18 protein-coding genes and 1 tRNA gene are annotated in these 16,557 nt (G+C 39.3%); 11 read left to right on the top strand and 8 right to left on the bottom strand.

Annotated features, from left to right (window positions below; genetic code table 11):
• Positions 1–192: 192 nt before the first annotated feature.
• Entirely contained in the window at positions 193–1,263 is a 1,071-nt protein-coding gene (locus BLP52_RS10040) for a type I restriction endonuclease (protein WP_238380793.1), read from the bottom strand.
• 776 nt (positions 1,264–2,039) lie between these two features.
• On the opposite strand from BLP52_RS10040, the gene BLP52_RS10035 reads away from it, so the two are divergent.
• From BLP52_RS10035 to BLP52_RS10025, 5 genes are all read left to right on the top strand, one after another.
• The gene (locus tag BLP52_RS10035; protein WP_091710332.1) at positions 2,040–3,296 is read left to right on the top strand and encodes a transporter substrate-binding domain-containing protein; all 1,257 of its coding nucleotides are present in this window, start codon (positions 2,040–2,042) and stop codon (positions 3,294–3,296) included.
• A 375-nt stretch (positions 3,297–3,671) separates the two neighbouring features.
• Positions 3,672–3,830 carry a hypothetical protein gene (locus tag BLP52_RS14595; RefSeq protein ID WP_202905770.1) on the top strand — a complete coding sequence of 53 codons (159 nt, stop codon included), beginning with the start codon at positions 3,672–3,674 and terminating at the stop codon, positions 3,828–3,830.
• Complete coding sequence (locus BLP52_RS14425) at positions 3,831–3,971, top strand: hypothetical protein (protein WP_154717846.1); 141 nt, start codon at positions 3,831–3,833, stop codon at positions 3,969–3,971.
• Positions 3,972–4,117: 146 nt separating this feature from the next.
• Positions 4,118–4,411 carry a hypothetical protein gene (locus tag BLP52_RS10030; protein ID WP_091710331.1) on the top strand — a complete coding sequence of 98 codons (294 nt, stop codon included), beginning with the start codon at positions 4,118–4,120 and terminating at the stop codon, positions 4,409–4,411.
• A 243-nt stretch (positions 4,412–4,654) separates the two neighbouring features.
• The gene (locus BLP52_RS10025; protein WP_091710330.1) at positions 4,655–4,939 is read left to right on the top strand and encodes a DUF3303 domain-containing protein; all 285 of its coding nucleotides are present in this window, start codon (positions 4,655–4,657) and stop codon (positions 4,937–4,939) included.
• 115 nt (positions 4,940–5,054) lie between these two features.
• On the opposite strand, the gene BLP52_RS10020 is transcribed toward BLP52_RS10025, so the two are convergent.
• The 4 genes from BLP52_RS10020 to BLP52_RS10005 form a co-directional block, all read right to left on the bottom strand.
• Positions 5,055–5,282 carry a hypothetical protein gene (locus BLP52_RS10020; RefSeq protein WP_091710329.1) on the bottom strand — a complete coding sequence of 76 codons (228 nt, stop codon included), beginning with the start codon at positions 5,280–5,282 and terminating at the stop codon, positions 5,055–5,057.
• 126 nt (positions 5,283–5,408) lie between these two features.
• Positions 5,409–6,113 (bottom strand): LrgB family protein, encoded by a 705-nt coding sequence (locus tag BLP52_RS10015; protein ID WP_202905769.1) that lies wholly within the window; start codon positions 6,111–6,113, stop codon positions 5,409–5,411.
• Positions 6,106–6,462 (bottom strand): CidA/LrgA family protein, encoded by a 357-nt coding sequence (locus BLP52_RS10010; protein ID WP_091710328.1) that lies wholly within the window; start codon positions 6,460–6,462, stop codon positions 6,106–6,108. The genes BLP52_RS10015 and BLP52_RS10010 overlap by 8 nt, the downstream gene beginning before the upstream one ends.
• 162 nt (positions 6,463–6,624) lie before the next feature.
• A complete protein-coding gene (locus BLP52_RS10005) occupies positions 6,625–8,133 on the bottom strand; it encodes a DEAD/DEAH box helicase (RefSeq protein ID WP_091710327.1) in 1,509 nt (502 codons plus the stop codon).
• A 343-nt stretch (positions 8,134–8,476) separates the two neighbouring features.
• On the opposite strand from BLP52_RS10005, the gene BLP52_RS10000 reads away from it, so the two are divergent.
• Positions 8,477–8,986: a PEF-CTERM sorting domain-containing protein gene (locus BLP52_RS10000; protein WP_091710326.1), complete on the top strand. Its 510-nt coding sequence runs from the start codon at positions 8,477–8,479 to the stop codon at positions 8,984–8,986.
• Positions 8,987–9,542: 556 nt separating this feature from the next.
• On the opposite strand, the gene BLP52_RS09995 is transcribed toward BLP52_RS10000, so the two are convergent.
• The 3 genes from BLP52_RS09995 to BLP52_RS09985 all read right to left on the bottom strand — a co-directional run bounded on the left by BLP52_RS09995 (position 9,543) and on the right by BLP52_RS09985 (position 10,282).
• A tRNA-Glu gene (locus BLP52_RS09995) sits at positions 9,543–9,620 on the bottom strand.
• A 67-nt stretch (positions 9,621–9,687) separates the two neighbouring features.
• Positions 9,688–10,038 carry a helix-turn-helix transcriptional regulator gene (locus BLP52_RS09990; protein ID WP_202905768.1) on the bottom strand — a complete coding sequence of 117 codons (351 nt, stop codon included), beginning with the start codon at positions 10,036–10,038 and terminating at the stop codon, positions 9,688–9,690.
• 19 nt (positions 10,039–10,057) lie between these two features.
• Complete coding sequence (locus tag BLP52_RS09985) at positions 10,058–10,282, bottom strand: LSM domain-containing protein (RefSeq protein WP_091710324.1); 225 nt, start codon at positions 10,280–10,282, stop codon at positions 10,058–10,060.
• Between the two features lie 704 nt (positions 10,283–10,986).
• Here BLP52_RS09985 and BLP52_RS09980 point away from each other — a divergent pair.
• The 5 genes from BLP52_RS09980 (at position 10,987) to BLP52_RS09960 (ending at position 16,557) form a co-directional block, all read left to right on the top strand.
• Positions 10,987–11,769 carry a helix-turn-helix transcriptional regulator gene (locus tag BLP52_RS09980; RefSeq protein ID WP_091710323.1) on the top strand — a complete coding sequence of 261 codons (783 nt, stop codon included), beginning with the start codon at positions 10,987–10,989 and terminating at the stop codon, positions 11,767–11,769.
• A 434-nt stretch (positions 11,770–12,203) separates the two neighbouring features.
• Positions 12,204–13,316 carry a uroporphyrinogen decarboxylase family protein gene (locus tag BLP52_RS09975; RefSeq protein WP_202905767.1) on the top strand — a complete coding sequence of 371 codons (1,113 nt, stop codon included), beginning with the start codon at positions 12,204–12,206 and terminating at the stop codon, positions 13,314–13,316.
• Positions 13,317–13,362: 46 nt separating this feature from the next.
• The gene (locus tag BLP52_RS09970) at positions 13,363–13,821 is read left to right on the top strand and encodes a DUF7479 domain-containing protein (RefSeq protein WP_091710406.1); all 459 of its coding nucleotides are present in this window, start codon (positions 13,363–13,365) and stop codon (positions 13,819–13,821) included.
• A 52-nt stretch (positions 13,822–13,873) separates the two neighbouring features.
• On the top strand, positions 13,874–15,331 hold the full coding sequence (locus BLP52_RS09965; protein ID WP_091710321.1) for a radical SAM protein: 1,458 nt from the start codon (positions 13,874–13,876) through the stop codon (positions 15,329–15,331).
• Positions 15,332–15,420: 89 nt separating this feature from the next.
• Complete coding sequence (locus tag BLP52_RS09960) at positions 15,421–16,557, top strand: phenylacetate--CoA ligase family protein (protein WP_091710320.1); 1,137 nt, start codon at positions 15,421–15,423, stop codon at positions 16,555–16,557.

Below are 16,557 nucleotides of genomic sequence, written 5' to 3'. Positions count from 1 at the left end.
AAACGGAACTTTTAAGTTTAAATTATGGAAAGTATAAATATAACCATTCAAAATTTGCTTTTAAATAAAAATGAAAAAAATGAGTATGATTCTTAATTAAAAACTGTCTTCTAGCAATTCAAAATGTCCTTTAACTTCCTGTGGAAAACATGATATAGCAAATAATTTATCCATGCCATATTACTTATTGTATTAACTATCAGATTCCATTTTTTCAACAACTAATTTAATTTTTGCTGTCAACTCATAAATATCATTTAAATTGTTAATCGGAGTTTTTATTTCTTTACGATCGTCGTCAAGTATGCCAACATATTTTTGAGCACTGTTAAATCGAAGCCTGCATATTGGCTTTCTGTTATTGTCATCCAAGAGAATGCCACAATAACTTTTTGTATCCCTCATAACTATTCTGTCTGGGGCAATTGTTTCACGAAGGATTGCTTTTACAATGTGATAGCCTTCAATTTCCTCTTCTGTAGTGACAATTCCATCATCAACAGGTTCAACAATATCTTCTTCAACATCAACCTCATCACTGTGATTCTTATTTGACATTGCTATTTTGAGTCTTTCATTTATTCTATCATTAATAAACTGATTGAAAGCCTTTTTTGTAATTGCAGTAAATTGGTCTCGCTTGTTAGGAGTTATCCTGCCATTATACACCAAATTAGCAAAAAACTTAACAAAATCCTCAGATGGTTTGTTCATCTCAGACAAAAGAATCTGCTTGATTTCTTTAGTGTACTTCAATTCATTTGCCACAGATTCAAGTTCACACACATCAAAACGTTCCTTTTTAAATCGTTTTAATTCTTCTACTTGTTCATCTTTCAGATTAAGGAGGTCTATCTCTAAGAATGGTTTGTCATCCATCTTATTTGCATCTTCTAAATCTGAAAAAAAGCGATATGTCGTACCGTTTGTGAGAATTCCTACCTTGGCACTTGTAACATTGAAGTATCTGAACAACTGCGATGCATGATTGGTATTCAAATCAGAACCAAGTGTTTTGCATTCTATTAACATAATAGGTTCTCCGGCTTTAATAATGGCATAATCTACTTTTTCGCCCTTCTTTGTGCCGTGATCTGCTGTGAACTCTGGAACAACTTCGGTTGGATCAAAGACATTGTACCCAAGTATGTTAATCATCGGCATAACCAATGCATTTTTTGTTGCTTCCTCTGTCATGATGCTGTCTTTAAGGTTTGGTATCCTTGCAGCCAAGGCTTTTACTTCATCAATAAAATCCATCATATGCACCCAATCGTTAATTTTGATTCCTTTTACTTATGTGGTAAAAATAATAGTACTATTTATAAACTTATTACATTTTAAGTTTTTTATTTGTATTTAGCTAATTCTATGAATTTTAAAATTATCATCTTAACCTCCTCACCATCGGAGTATTAAAATTGAGATTTCCATTACTCTAATTTTTTATTTGATTCCCTGAAACCTGCTCCTTGAAATTTCTATATCTTCAGCCTACCCTTTACATAAGTATTCATATCAAATGATTATCAGAATCACCATTCTGAAATGATATAATGCAAATCACTTTTAGAAAATCCCATCTCCTCCCAATCATAATTAAAATTAAGAGGGATGACATTGAGTTTTGAATTATTCTCATAAAATAATTCACAGTTATATGACCGCCAGTTGCTTATACCATTAAGTACATAATAAGAATTGGTCATAAGGGAGTAAGCTGTAAAATGGGGCAGCGTTTAGAACGGAATAATAACCGTTCAGTAACAAAACTTCATTTACGCGTGATTTGGTTGAAACAAAAGTCGGGAGGTGGCAAAACCAGATTCCTAAATCGGTTTCACCAACGCATAGCTGAAATGAAGCGAAATTCAGGACGGGATAAAACCCGATCCCGTAATAACCTTCAACACCTTGTGACCAACATTACCTGTTTTCTCTGTTTTTCTTGAATCTTTTTTCTGATATGATAAATTACTCTAAATCAATATCCATCATAACAAATATTTATTTATATATCGGGAAAGTTTATAATAAACATGGCATTTTCATTACGATATACATATCTTTTTCTTAGCATAGCATTGGCCGGTGCTCTGATCATGAGCGCTGGTTGTCTTTCGGATAACGGAGGCGGGTCTGCTGATCAAAGTGATTCAATAGGAATAACAGATCTGACATTTTACACTGAAGAGCTTCCACCCTACAATTATCAGGAAAATGGAACTGTTCAGGGAATGTCTGTGGACCTTCTGGAAGCAGTGACAGAAGAAATGGGAACTAAGGTTTCACGGGAAGATGTACAACTCGTGACCTGGACGGAAGGTTATCAGGCAGTTCTTAACGGAAATAACACCGTTCTATTCAGCATGGCAAGGACTCCTGAACGTGAGAATCTGTTCAAGTGGGCCGGGCCTATCTATACAAACAGGAAAGTCCTGTTCGCAAGAACTGAAAGCGGGATTACGATCAATAATCCTGAAGATCTGAATAACTATAGAATAGGAGTCATCACTGACGATATTGCAATTCAGTACCTGCTTGACCTTGGTGTGGACCAGAGTCAGATAGTGACAGAAAATGATGTGGAGATACTTATCGATAAGTTGAATAATGGCGACATCGACCTCTGGGCATATCCTGAAGCTTCAGGTAGATACTTTACCGAAAAAGTAACCGGCGACTCCAACAGTTATATAGTCGTTTATGAACTACAGAGTCAGGAAACTTACTATGCATTCAGTAAAGATGTACCTGATCCGGTAGTCCAGTCTTTCCAGCAGGCACTGGATATGGTTAAGGACCGGAAAAACAAGCAGGGGATCAGCGAATATGAACGAATTGCCTACAAGGATCTTGGAGTCAGTTGTACTCAGCAGACCTTTTCCGATGAAAAAGTAGTCGAACTTGTGAATAAAACTGTTTCTGCAATTGAAAACAACGCCTCCGATACGATCCAGCGCATCAACTCAGGTGAAGCACCTTACAAAGACCAGGAATATCCTGAACTCTACACATTCGTATATGATACAAATGTAACAATGGTTGCTCATGCTGACAACATTCAGCTTGTAGGAACAAACTTCAAAGGCAAGACAGATGTTACCGGAAAAGCCTTCCGTGATGAGATCGTTGCCGGAGCACTGCAAAATGGCAATGGATGGGTAGAGTACGTATATACCAATCCCGCACATGCTAATTTGTACTACAAGATAACTTACTATCAGTTAGCCACAGGAAACGATGGCAAATACTACATCGTATGCAGTGGCAATTACGAATCATGCAACGCATAATAAACAATCAAAATAATTAAAATATTTTTAGGTCATGTAGAAATAGTTGATAATATAAAGTCTTCAATCGCCTTTCTACAAGCCAATCTTTTTTTCCATCAAAATAATTATATAGCATATATAATTAAATTGTATTTAATAAGAGAGATATGGGAAGAGTTCTTAACTCCCAAATATAAAAAAAATAATATTTAAAATACCTTAAATACCATTAACACAAATATATAAGGAAGTGGGATGTGCCATATGGCTCAAATTTGAAATCAGGCGAGTAAAAGGGAATGGCTCGGCCTGTAATAGAAGTTACACTAACTGAGAGCGATGTGGCTCAAATTGTAAAATATATAGTAATAGGAAGATAAGGGAGTTATAAAAATGGGATCTTTAAAAATGTGTCCTGAATGCCATGGAGATTTTCATAAATTGTCAAGTGGATTACAGGTTTGTAAAACATGTGGTTACTGGACAAGGGAGAACACCGCAAGAATGGACTCAATGATGTTATACGAAGCACTAAGTGAAGGAGGACTCTGAATGGACAACCAACCGGGAAAATCCTGTAAGAAGTGTAATAACATGCTAAAGAGGCAGAAGCTTGGAATGAACATCGTTTATTATTGTTCCAACTGCGGATGCATGACAAGTGCGGATCTTCTGTACAATCATACAATTTAATAAAATTGATCGAATGATAGAAAATGAGTAATATATCTCATTTTTTATCTCATTTGAGCTCTGTTCTTACAAAAATACGAAAATCATTGCAAGCGTATTTCATATAAACTCAATTAATTCTAAAATAACATGGTGATGATTGTTCTATGACAACACAATATATCAACAAAGTTGGGGTAATCTCTCTTGGGAAGATCCTTGGTGCTGTATATGCAATACTGGGACTTATAATAGGAGCATTGATGAGCCTTTCATATATCATAATGGGTTCCATGTTCGGAAAAATTGGCTTTGCCGGAGGCGTATTGTTCGGCATGGGCTCAATAATAACAATGCCAATATTCTATGGTATCATCGGATTCATTGGTGGTATTATCGTAGCTCTTATCTTCAATGTCATCACCGGAATTGTCGGTGGACTTGAAGTAGAAATTGAGTGAGAAGTACTAAAATTTCATTTTTCTTTTTTTATGTTCGATTTGATTCATACTTTTTCAACCTGATATTGCTTTTAAAATCAGGAATTATGTTAAGTATCTTTGATTCAAAAAAAATATGATTTTTTAAAATCAATTCTATAATGAAAGTAATATTCCGGCCTGTAATTTATTTATTTATTTATTTATTTATTTATTTTTGAATAGCCGGAAAATGAAATTGAATAAAGGAGGAGTGGAAAAGAAATGCTTTTCATGGATATAATTACATGGGAACCTAAAGACACAGCTGAAATGCTGGACAGATTTGCAAAATGGGAATATCCGAAAGGACTGAAAGTTATCAGTGAATGGGAAGATCTGACTTCCTGCCGTCACATCTTGATCTATGATGCAGAAAATGCCGAAGCTTTTGCAGCAGGAACATTTCCCTGGAGAGATATTTGTTACTTTGACAGCTTCCCTGTTATGGAATCAGAAGCCTGCATGAAATTCATGACAGAGAACAAAATAAGTTTTAACAAAGATTGACGATTCCTTTTGATTTTAAGATGTTTGTGACCAGCATTATTCTGGTCATTCACTTTTTGAAAGTTAAAATGATCCAGAGATAAGATAAAGATTTAATAAGGGAAACTTAACTGCCTCAAGGTTCGATCCACACCTCAAGCACCCTGTCCCTGATCTCATAATCCTTAACAGTGGTTATTTTCATGTCCTTTGGATTCTCGATCCAGCCAAGGTCATAATCTTTCTTCTCCCTGCCACCGCAGCAGACTTTCCTCGTTATGCCAAGATTCAGCTTAACACGATCAACATCTGCCTCACTTATCTGCTCAACATCATCCTGATATCTTCTTTGAATAAGAATCATAGGAATTACCCGGTTTAAATATAGCATTGCTCAAAAGATAATCGTTTCCATCTACTGCAAATATGGCGGCTAATATGGTGACAATTATGGCAGAAATTATAGCAACAATAATAACAATAACGACCACTACAACAGTAGTTTTGCCAGCAGAGGAGCCAGGAACACAGTTACCAATCCTGCAATTCCGATCGCAAGCCCACTCATTGCACCTTCGGTCTCACCAATCTCAACAGCCTTTGTGGTTCCAAGAGCATGGGACGAAGTACCGATAGCCACACCAAGAGCCACTTTATCTTCAATTTTGAACAATTTACATACCATTGGTCCGAGCAACACACCTGCAATACCTGTGAAAACTATTGCAGCTACTGTTACGGAAGGCAACCCACCAAGCTGGTTGGATATTTCAATTCCAATCGGTGTTGTAACAGATTTTGGGATCATGGAAACACTGAGTATCTCATCAAGTCCGAACATCTTGCACATAACGATGATGCTGGCAATACCTGCTGCAGAACCAATGCTTATTCCGGCAATTATCGGAACCACATTCTCCTTCAGCAGGCTTATCTTCCGGTACAATGGAACAGCAAGAATAACAGTTGCAGGCCCAAGGAAGAATGATATGAACTGTCCGCCATTATTATAGTCATCAAAACTGATGTGAAAACTCAGAAGCAGAGCTATTATCATAAACATGCTGAGAACCAGCGGGTTCATCAGGGGTGAGCCTGTCTTTTTGTAGAGCTGGGCACCTGCGTAGAATGTCACCAGAGAAATTCCGATGCCAAATACAGGAGACTGCACAATCTGTGATATAAACTCACTCAACGGACTGCCTCCTTTTGATAAGTAGCTGTACCGTTGCACCTGTAACAACTGCAATGATAAATGTTGAGACAACGGAAATTATAAAAAGCGCAGTCCACTTTCCTTCAAGCACCGTGAAGCAGGTAATAAGCCCCACTGCTGCCGGGATGAAGAAAAATGACAGATGTTTCAGCAGAAAATTGCTCACATCCTCTATCATTGAGAGCTTGACAACACCTGAAAGCAAAAGTACCAGAAGCAAGACCATTCCCAGAACATTTCCGGGAACTGGGATGTGAAAGAAACTGTGGATCAGGTCGCCAAGATAGCAGATTGCAAGGATGATGGCAAACTGGAGAATATATTTCATTTAAGGTCACTTGCGTTTTTTAGTATTCATTGCAGGACTGCATTTATCACAGTCTGATGAGACAGTATAAAGTCAGTAGCAGATATTAGCGTTTTCGGTTCACAGAGATCATTATGAACTTCTTACCACTAAAAAAGAACAGGGATGTAATCTGTTCTAAGGTTATCTTCTGTTTCCAAATTTGGAAGGTGCACCGCTCTTTTTCTTTCCCGGACCTGAATCATTTCGGGTGGAAGAACTCTTGCTCCTTGAATTGTGGGATTGGATTGACTTTGCTTTCATGTTCCTTTTTGGCTTGCTACTACCTGCACCGGTCTTAGTAGATCTCTTTGCACCGGAATCATTACCTGAACTGGTCCCCTTATTTCCGCTGTTCCCATTACTTCGGGCACTACTACTGCTATTCCTGCCGCTTTTCCTGCCCTTGTCTTCTCCTTTTTTGCCTCTGCCCTGGCCTCTCTTATGACCTGAACTTCCTCTTGGCCTGCCCTGCTGCCTTGGTGCAGGTTTGGCATCGGCACCGGTGGCGTTCTTTGCCTTCTCAGAATGATAGTCATGTTCTGCAACTTCTATTTCCATTCTGATGAGTTTCTCTATCTCACGGAGGAAATCACGCTCATCAGCAGCACAAAATGAGAATGCTGTTCCATCGGCCCCTGCTCTTGCTGTACGGCCAATGCGGTGGACATAGCTTTCAGGAATGTTTGGCAGGTCGTAGTTGATAACGTGGGAAATGTCATCAATATCAATTCCACGGGCTGCTATATCTGTTGCCACCAGTACACGAAGCTGTCCTGACCTGAAGTCCTGGAGGGCTTTTGTCCTGTGTGTCTGGGACTTGTTTCCATGAATAGCATCAGCAGGGATCTTGTTCTTGTTAAGCATTTGAGCGACTTTGTTAGCCCTGTGTTTTGTTCTGGCGAAGATCAGGACACATTCCAGATGTTTGCTTCTGAGAAGCTGAAGTATCAACTCGTTCTTGTTCTCCGAGTCTACAAAGAATATGAACTGGTCTATTAGTTCTACAGTCGTTGCCTGAGGAGTGACTTCAACAGTTACTGGATTTGTCAGCATTTTCTTTGCAAGCTTTGAAACATCATGAGACATAGTTGCTGAGAAGAAAAGTGACTGTCTCTTGTATGGCAGCATTTCAACTATTTTATAGACATCTTTGACAAATCCCATATCAAGCATCCTGTCTGCTTCATCAAGCACGAAATACTCGACTCCAGAGAGATCTATATGTCCCTGATCCACCAGATCAAGTAAGCGGCCAGGTGTTGCTATAAGCGAATCTACACCCTTTGAGATCGCTCTGACCTGGGGGCTCTGACCTACACCACCAAAAATGACCGTGTGTTTGAACTGAGTGTATTTTCCGTATGTTGAGAAACTGTCCCCTATCTGGGCTGCAAGTTCTCTTGTTGGTGCCAGCACCAGTACACGTGGACTTCCCCGTCGTGTCTTTTTGTGAGCACCTGACATGTTGTGCAGGATTGGTAATATGAAAGAAGCGGTTTTGCCAGTACCTGTCTGGGCAATACCTATCATGTCCTTTCCACCAAGAAGATGTGGTATGGACTGCTGCTGTATGGGTGTAGGGGTTGTGTACCCTTCCTCTTTTAATGCGCGCTGTAGCGGGTAAATCAGATTAAGATCATCGAATGACATGTGAACCTCGAGTTACTATGTAAAACCCGGTGAATATGATATCAGAACAAAATTACAAAGAAAACAAATTGTCTTGTAAGTCGAATTGTGACATTTATTCCACAAGTAAAACCGTAAATTCTGTATTTATAATTGCTCGAATGATAGCATCATTATATAAACAGTTATCGTTCGTGAAAATGTATTAATTCTCCATTGCCACTGAAAATATCTGATATTTATATGTATATTTAGTTTTCTATGAATAAATAATTTGCAAGTGAAAAAAGATAAATATCTTTGAAACATATGTTTAGTCATTTGGGAAAAAACCAAATAAAAATTAGATATCAGGGGGTAAACAATGAAAAAACTAATAATTTTAGCGTTAGCTTTAGCAATTTGCACCGGACTGGCTGATGCGAGCTTGACCCATACAGGAAGAATATATGATGAAACAGCAAGTGGACTTGCACCAAATCCCATTAACCTGTTGCCAGGAAGTTCTGTTATTTTGAGTTATCATGCAGAAAAACTGACAAGTTCTGCAATGGGGTTAACAACTCCATATGGATATGATATACTGGACGTAACAGGTGGAGGATCAGTGAACGATATCAACATCACTTTTACTCACAATTTTACACCAACAACATATCCAGAATATGATGATGTCGGCGTTATCACACTAAAGCTTGATTCAAATGCTCCTGTTGGAGCTGTCTATGAAGTGAAGATCTATACAGGAACAAGTTCAGCAACCTGTTATGCTTCTGCATCAAGGGATGTCTGCGCAGTACCTGAATTTCCAACAATCGCACTACCAATTGCTGCAATACTTGGTTTAGCATTCATATTTACCAGAAGAGAATAAACAATTCTCTTATTAATTTTTTTAGCACTCTTCTTAAAACTAATTATGATATCATCACCTTGGTGATACACTATGTTACCAACATTATACAGATACCAAAAAAATAATAGAGAACTACATAACAATTGGAGATCATGATCATGTGCTTTAAGATTGTCCAGAATATCTTATATTTTGCATTATATGCAAAGTATCAGAATGGATAAATAATGATAACAAACCATGAAAGGCACATTGACAGAAATTGGACTTATTATTCTTTTTTGCATTATTTTAGATTAAATAAAGCATGAAAAACCAGAATAAGACAAATATTGGTTCATCGAACCATGAACTTATGGGGCAAACTTTGAAGAATTATTGGAAAAATTTGCCCCATAAGACATATCTCCCCACTTAATACCTCTTTAAGAAGATTTCTTTATCGTAGAGTTTTATGCATCTCTATTTAGATAAAATGATAGGAAACTCTATTTCGTAACACAAAAATAGATTGAATTTACCTTTAGAAAAGAAATTTATTTGATTTTAGTTAAGGACTCCAAGAAAAATTGTATGGTGCTCCGGCCGGGATTCGAACCCGAGTCTTCGGCTCGAAAGGCCGGAATGATTGGCCGGACTACACTACCGGAGCACGTTGATTTCGCTTTAGTGAAGCGACTCCAACATAGCAGATATTCTATATAAACCTTTCGCCGAGGTCAGCACATTTCACCTGTTTCCTCGTTATCATTGAGGTTTTCGACCCATGCAGTAAGCTTTCCACATATCTCAGGCTGGCATGCATCCCTGCATCCTGCACAAGGTGAGAACATTTCTCCTGATAACAGGAGATCGAAGCAGGGCTTCTCCTCTTCCTTAACTTTCAGAAGGTAAGTCCTGGCTCCATTCGAGACAGCCTGCTCACGGGTGATAAGATCCTCATCGAGAAGCTTAGAAACAACTCTGGAACATTTACGGCTATCAATTTCCAGCATCTTCCAGAGCTCATTCTGGAAAATACCTTCCTTGCTGTCACGAATTAGATTGTACGCAGTCTCTTCGATACTCATGCTAGTTTCCACTGAGAATTTATTCTTCCATTGGAACAACAAGAATGATATTGTTTCCACGCAATACGACTGAACCAAGGGAACGCAGACGCTCACCGTTTGCAACCTCTATAGTGTCGACCATATGGAGATTCATATAATCGTCTGCACTTTTCAGAGTTCCTTCGAGAAGGTGAAGGTCACCTTTCATCTCTACCTGGACCTTGGATCCAACTAATTTCTGGACTTTCTTACTTGGGAACAAAATTAATCCTCTCTTTCATTTAGAATTTCAGGAATATATCAGATGATTCTCATCTTAATATTATGTAATCGTGCCAGATTTTTGACTGACTTTTCCATATGAAATCTTTAAATATAAAAGATTGTTCCTATGACATATTATCAATATTTTATAAATATCAACGAATCTATAAAGGAAAGTAGAATATGAACCTGATTTATCTCTATTATTTATTTATTTATTTATTTATTTATTTATTTATCCCATTAAATCAAAAATAAGTTGGAGTTCCAGATCTCCAAAATTAAACAAACATTATCTTTCTCTTTGTATTCTTGCTGGAAACATCACTAAAGGAACCCATTCTTTTAAATTAAATGTTAAATGTGTCGAAACATAATGCTATTTATAACTATCTGTATACCATTTAGATTTTTAAAATGAATTATTCATTTATGACAAAAGTAGAATACCTGATTAAGAAGTTCAATATGTGTTATTTTTCATATAATAAGCCTTATAAGCAACCAAATATTCCATTTAAAATAGATTAAAGATTCTTATCTTGATAGTGGTACTTAGCAATGCAATGTTAACGCCGTTAACATTATATAATAATTTACTAGCAGAGTGTAAAAGATAAGATAATGAAAACGTCCACCACAAGACCAAATATGGACCAAAATTTTATACTAGCAGAGCAAAACAATAAAAGGGAAATTACAATGAAAGCCGAATTGATAAGTACTGTGTTCCTATCCGAAAAGAGAAAAAAAACCCTCCTGATGTTAATGGACAAACCAGCTACCGTCGATGAGATAAAAGATTCTCTTACAGGAACAACCAGTGCGATCATGGCTCAGGTAAAGATCCTTTATGAACAGGGGCTTATTGAGCAAAATGAGGATAAATACAGGTTGACCTCTATTGGAAAAATAGTAATGAAAAAAATAAAACCTCTTATAGAAACCCTGAATGTGCTGGAGGATAATAAGGATTACTGGGACAGCAGAAATATGAGCGCCATACCAGAATTCCTACTTGACAGAATAGGGGACCTCGGAGAAGTAATGATACACGAGCCGGACCTTAATCATCTTTTTGAGCCACCAAAAGCATTGCTCACAAGTCTCAAGCAGACAGAGAATGTCTGTACATTTTATTCATATTTCTGTCCGACCTGTCCCGACAATTATGCAGAACTGGCAAAAAAAGAAGTGAACTACAATCTTATTCTCACCAGGCCTGTTTATGAAAGACTTAGAGATGAATATAAAGAACAGCATGATGCAATGATGAACTCAAAGAACTCTCACATGTATATTTGCGATGACAATTCTCTGAAACTGGGAGCACTTTCCGTTACAGATGATATTATGCTCATCGCTTTTTTCAATAAGGATGGGATCTTTGACCATAAAAAAGTTCTCAGTTTTGAAGAAAGCGCACGCAGATGGGGAGTAGATCTCTTCCAATATTACAGGGAAAAATCGGAAAAAGTAAAATAATATCGAAGAAGCATAACTTTTTTATGATCCCGTATTCTTAATAATTCCAATAATACGGAAAAGTCTTTTTATTATCTATTTTCTGATAAATTCAACTCTTCCTGGCAGATGATTTAATTCATGGTCTTGATATTATCAAAGGCCTTCTTTTTTTCTTCATTACAGTTTTCCTGCATGGTATCATTCAGGATTACATCTTCTGTTATAACCATTCTTTGAACATTTGATGCTGCATTGATAATAATATTGGTGTTGATTAATTACCTTGAGTTATTATAAATATTTCCAGACTGCTATTTGTTTATGGTCGGGAATTACGACTGAAATCAGTCATCCCGGCCTGAAACAATTACTTACCACATAGATAGCAAGAACTGGAGAATATAACTTACTCCATTTCTGCTAGATAAAATAAGAACATAGGTGATCAAATCATGCCAGCAAAAGACTATGCACCAATAGATGAAAATTGGCTAGAAAATGCAGGAAGTTTATGGACAACACCTTGGGTTGACAAGCCATCTGAAAGAGTTATTGTTGACCCTATTATTTTGTCCCATGCTGCAAGTCTGTTTAGGAAAAATGCAGGATATTTTTACCAGAACCCAGATGAAGCGATAAGGATGGTGTGCCATGCCTGTGAACTCTATGACGTCACTCCGGTAGGACACTACCTGTATGCCGATTATTGGGGACAGGATTATGGAGCAGAGATAAAGATACAGACAAATTCCCCGCCAGGTATTACCAAGCGTCCGATAAAGACCGCTGAGGATGTTGACAACTTCGAAGTACTGGACAGTGATGAACTTGCTAAAGGCCCAACCCTTACAACACACTACAAGGCACTGGACACATGTAAAGAGGAATTCCCCAACATGTTCGCACCTATCACTCAGCTGGGAGGTACAATGGAAGTTGCAACCAACTGGGCTGCTATTGAAGATGTATTCATGTGGATGATAACAGAACCAGAGGTCGTCGACAAACTCTGTCAGAAAGCAGGAGACCACATGGTGAGTGCATGTAAAGCAACTGCTGAGAGATACGGTGCAAACGTAATGATTACCGGTTCAGTTATCGCCAGCGGTGATCTCATGGACACTGAACAGATCAAGAGGTTCAGTTTCCAGCCTGTTTCCCGTGCTGTCAGAAAGGTTCTGAATGCAGGAGCTGGACCAGGTATCTATTACCACCTTTGTGGAAACCATACTGATGACTTCCAGATGTGGAAGAACGCTCCAATGAGTCCTTTCACCATTGTACAGATAGGATACGACGGGCAGAACATCTTCCCGACATCCAAGCTTGTGGAACACTTCGGTGACAGATGTACCTGTTTCGGTACCGTTGACACAAAACTTGTAGACCGTGGAACACCTGCACAGGTCTATGAACAGGCAAAAGAGCAGGTTATTGCCGGAAAGGACAGTCCGAGAGGATTCATCCTGGGAACTGCCTGTGAATGTCCGACAAACGCACCACCTGTGAATGTCCACGCACTTGTAAAGGCTGCAAAAGACCACGGAAAGTATGAGAAGTTCTAAGGAAAGGAGAGACAACAACATAAATAAAATTCAAGGAGTGTTTCACATGGATATCAAAATAACTGAAGAACTTAACAACACACTGAAGGACAACGGCTTCAAAACGGAAGAGATCAAGGAACTGATAGCCAACGCAGAATCCAGTGGTCAGAAGCTCAAAGCCAGAGAGGGAGATATATCCATTGCAAAGGGAGGATCAGACAACCTGACCGTCTATGCCGTATATTCACCTTCCGAGCTTTTAGACGTGTATGCTCACAAGATGAACATTCTTGGTCTCACAGGAGGCGAACTCAACGAGATCGACTATGATGATGCAAGTGAATGGGCATGTGCAAAATGCGGTGAGATAGCACTTGAAAGGAACGTGGATATGACATATATGGGTGTTACAAGACCCGGACCAGGGCTTGTATGTCCCAAATGCAATGAATTCTATGTTTCTGATGGTGTTGCAAGGACCCTGAAGACAGCAGAAGCAATTCTGGAAGAGAAGAGAGCTTAAGCAAATCTCAGAATCCCTGAGATCTAAAATATACCACCTGGAGAGGGATATCATGGAACAAATAGGAACGGTCCGGAGTTTGTGTCCGCAGTGCCTTGCCAAAATTGAAGGCGTCAAATATGTAGAGGACGGCAAAGTCTACATAATGAAGAACTGTGCCGACCATGGCAATTTCATTAACCTTGTCTCTGAAGATGTGAACCATTATCTTCAGATGGAGGAATGTTTTGATGTGGATAGGGCAAAAGCCAGGTCACCTCTGACAGAAACACAGCGTGGCTGTCCTTTTGATTGTGGCCTGTGTCCCTCTCATAAACAGGATACGTGCCTGGCAGTTGTTGAGGTTACTGACAGGTGCAATATGAAGTGTACATATTGTTTTGCCAATTCATCAATGGACGAAAGTCTTGATCCTGATATGGATACCATCAGGCTGATGTTCGAGACGGTTAAGAAATGCCAGAACGAACCCACATGTATACAGATATCCGGAGGTGAACCTACCATAAGGAACGACCTTCCGGAAATAATCAGAATGGGTAAGGAGATTGGTATAAACCACATCGAACTGAACACCAACGGTATCAGAATAGCCAGCGACCAGAATTATTTTGATAGAATTGCAGCCGCAGGAGTGGATGCCATCTATCTGGGATTTGATGGTGTGTCGGATGATGTATACATGCAGAGAACAGGAAGGAAGATGCTCGACGTAAAGACCGAGGTTATAAACCGGTGTGAGAAAGCCGGTATCGGTGTTGTGTTAGTGCCTCTGGTTGCAAAGGGTTACAATCTGCACGAGGTTGGCAGTATCATAGATTTTGCTGCAAAAAGGGTTCCGGCTGTTAGAGGTGTGCATTTCCAGCCAGTTTTCCACTCAGGAAGATCACCTTCCGATATGAAGGATAAAGTCACCATACTGGAACTTTTGCAGGAGATAGAAAAGCAGACCAACAGACAGCTCAAGGTCAGCAATTTTACACCGGCTCTTATGCCGCATGCACATTGCGGTGCCACATGTCTCACATTGATAGACAACGGTGGATATCTGCCACTTACAAACGTATCCTTGGGTGCTGTTAAATCGGCATCGGATGTGGCAAGCAAGACCAAGAAGTCTATTATGGGCAGGTGGAAGGGTCTTGAAAAGGATTCAAATTCAGGATCATCCTGTGGTGACCTGCTGATAAAGAGCTCTTGCTGTGAAAAACCTCTCAGCAGCCTAACCGTGAAGGGTTCATGCTGCGAGAAGCCGCTAATCGATATCCTTCCGAAGAACTCTGGATCAGGTAAGGATAAGAGTGGAGGCTGGGCTGATTTCATCGAAATGAGCAAGAACAATTATCTTACCATTTCAACAATGGCATTCCAGGACGCCTGGTCATATGAACAGGACCGTGTGGAGAATTGTTGCATACATGTTGTCACACGTGACGGACGTTTTATTCCGTTCTGTAATTACAATATGACTGACTGCAACGGGAATTCTCTTTACAGGAATGCAACATAATTAAATTCTATTTTCAAATTTTCATTTTATCCAGTTATTTTAGTTCGGGCAAATGACCGCATGGTCTGAAATTGTACAGGAGGAAGAAGATGAGTATTCAGGCAAAGATTAAGACATCTGTTCGCATGAACGTGGCTAAAAGGAAGCTTGATTCCAGAAAAATAAAGGCTCAGCACGGAAACCCGCTTGAGCAGTGGGGTCTCACAAAAATAAGGAATGACATCAAAAATAACAAGGTACTGAGCAATCACTTCAGCGGCGTTGAACTTGATAGGGAAGCCATCAAAGAGTACAAGCTTATCAAGTTCAGGGAGGTTCTTGGCTACGTGCTGGAGAATAGTCCCTATTACCAGGATCTTTATGCAAATGCAGGCATCGATGTTTCAGCGTTTAGAAGTTATGAAGATCTGGAAAGACTGCCGCTTACGGAGCAGGAGGAACTTGCAAATAAACCCTATCACTTCCTTTGTGTCCCAAGAAAAGACATAATCCGTGAATTTACAAGCTCCGGTACGACAAATATGCTGAAAAGGATGGCGTATACCCAGGATGAGTTACTGGAAATTGTTGATTCTGTCATATCCGGTCTGAAGATGGCAGGTATGGATTCAAAGGATGATATTTTGCAGATAATGTATCCCACCATCACAGCAACATGGGACCCGGGACTCGTGCTGAGTAAGGCATGTACTCTTGGAGGTTTTAATTCCGTTATTGAGGATTCACTAGATGCCAGAGAGCAAATTAGGACTATGAAAGAATCCGGTACAACCTTCATAATCGGAACATCATCTTTCCTCTATAAGCTTTCATTACAGGCACACAGCCTTATTAGCCCGGGAGAACTAGGAATTAAGAAAATCATCTGTTCGTCAGAACCACTGACTGAGGCCATGCGGGAAGTGATCGAGAGCGTGTGGGGTTGTAAAACCCTGCGCCAGTGGGGAATGACAGAACTTGGTCTGGCAAATGCTATCGAGTGTGAACATCAGAATGGCTTTCACCTGAACAATCCGGATTTCCTTGTTGAGGTCATCGATCCGAAGACAGGGAAGGTTCTGCCGGCAGGTGAGAAAGGTGAGCTTGTGGTCACCACTCTGAGAAGAAAGTGCATGCCACTTATCCGATACAGGACTCGAGATATCACTTCAATTATCGATGAACCATGTATGTGTGGTGCCTGTCTGGACCAGAGGATCAGCGATATAGAAAGGATGGCGAAATAA

Source organism: Methanolobus vulcani (genome assembly GCF_900100715.1).
GTDB lineage: Archaea > Halobacteriota > Methanosarcinia > Methanosarcinales > Methanosarcinaceae > Methanolobus > Methanolobus vulcani.
This window is presented reverse-complemented; position numbering and strand designations above follow the sequence as displayed.

Coding starts and splice junctions, on each gene's coding strand:
- BLP52_RS10040 (WP_238380793.1), bottom strand. CDS start 1,263: ATGATGGATTTTATTGATGAAGTAAAAGCCTTGGCTGCAAGGATACCA.
- BLP52_RS10020 (WP_091710329.1), bottom strand. CDS start 5,282: ATGATTCTTATTCAAAGAAGATATCAGGATGATGTTGAGCAGATAAGT.
- BLP52_RS09970 (WP_091710406.1), top strand. CDS start 13,363: ATGGATATCAAAATAACTGAAGAACTTAACAACACACTGAAGGACAAC.
- BLP52_RS10035 (WP_091710332.1), top strand. CDS start 2,040: ATGGCATTTTCATTACGATATACATATCTTTTTCTTAGCATAGCATTG.
- BLP52_RS09980 (WP_091710323.1), top strand. CDS start 10,987: ATGAAAGCCGAATTGATAAGTACTGTGTTCCTATCCGAAAAGAGAAAA.
- BLP52_RS09990 (WP_202905768.1), bottom strand. CDS start 10,038: ATGAGTATCGAAGAGACTGCGTACAATCTAATTCGTGACAGCAAGGAA.
- BLP52_RS10005 (WP_091710327.1), bottom strand. CDS start 8,133: ATGTCATTCGATGATCTTAATCTGATTTACCCGCTACAGCGCGCATTA.
- BLP52_RS10025 (WP_091710330.1), top strand. CDS start 4,655: ATGCTTTTCATGGATATAATTACATGGGAACCTAAAGACACAGCTGAA.
- BLP52_RS14425 (WP_154717846.1), top strand. CDS start 3,831: ATGGACAACCAACCGGGAAAATCCTGTAAGAAGTGTAATAACATGCTA.
- BLP52_RS14595 (WP_202905770.1), top strand. CDS start 3,672: ATGGGATCTTTAAAAATGTGTCCTGAATGCCATGGAGATTTTCATAAA.
- BLP52_RS10000 (WP_091710326.1), top strand. CDS start 8,477: ATGAAAAAACTAATAATTTTAGCGTTAGCTTTAGCAATTTGCACCGGA.
- BLP52_RS10010 (WP_091710328.1), bottom strand. CDS start 6,462: ATGAAATATATTCTCCAGTTTGCCATCATCCTTGCAATCTGCTATCTT.
- BLP52_RS09960 (WP_091710320.1), top strand. CDS start 15,421: ATGAGTATTCAGGCAAAGATTAAGACATCTGTTCGCATGAACGTGGCT.
- BLP52_RS09965 (WP_091710321.1), top strand. CDS start 13,874: ATGGAACAAATAGGAACGGTCCGGAGTTTGTGTCCGCAGTGCCTTGCC.
- BLP52_RS10030 (WP_091710331.1), top strand. CDS start 4,118: ATGACAACACAATATATCAACAAAGTTGGGGTAATCTCTCTTGGGAAG.
- BLP52_RS09975 (WP_202905767.1), top strand. CDS start 12,204: ATGCCAGCAAAAGACTATGCACCAATAGATGAAAATTGGCTAGAAAAT.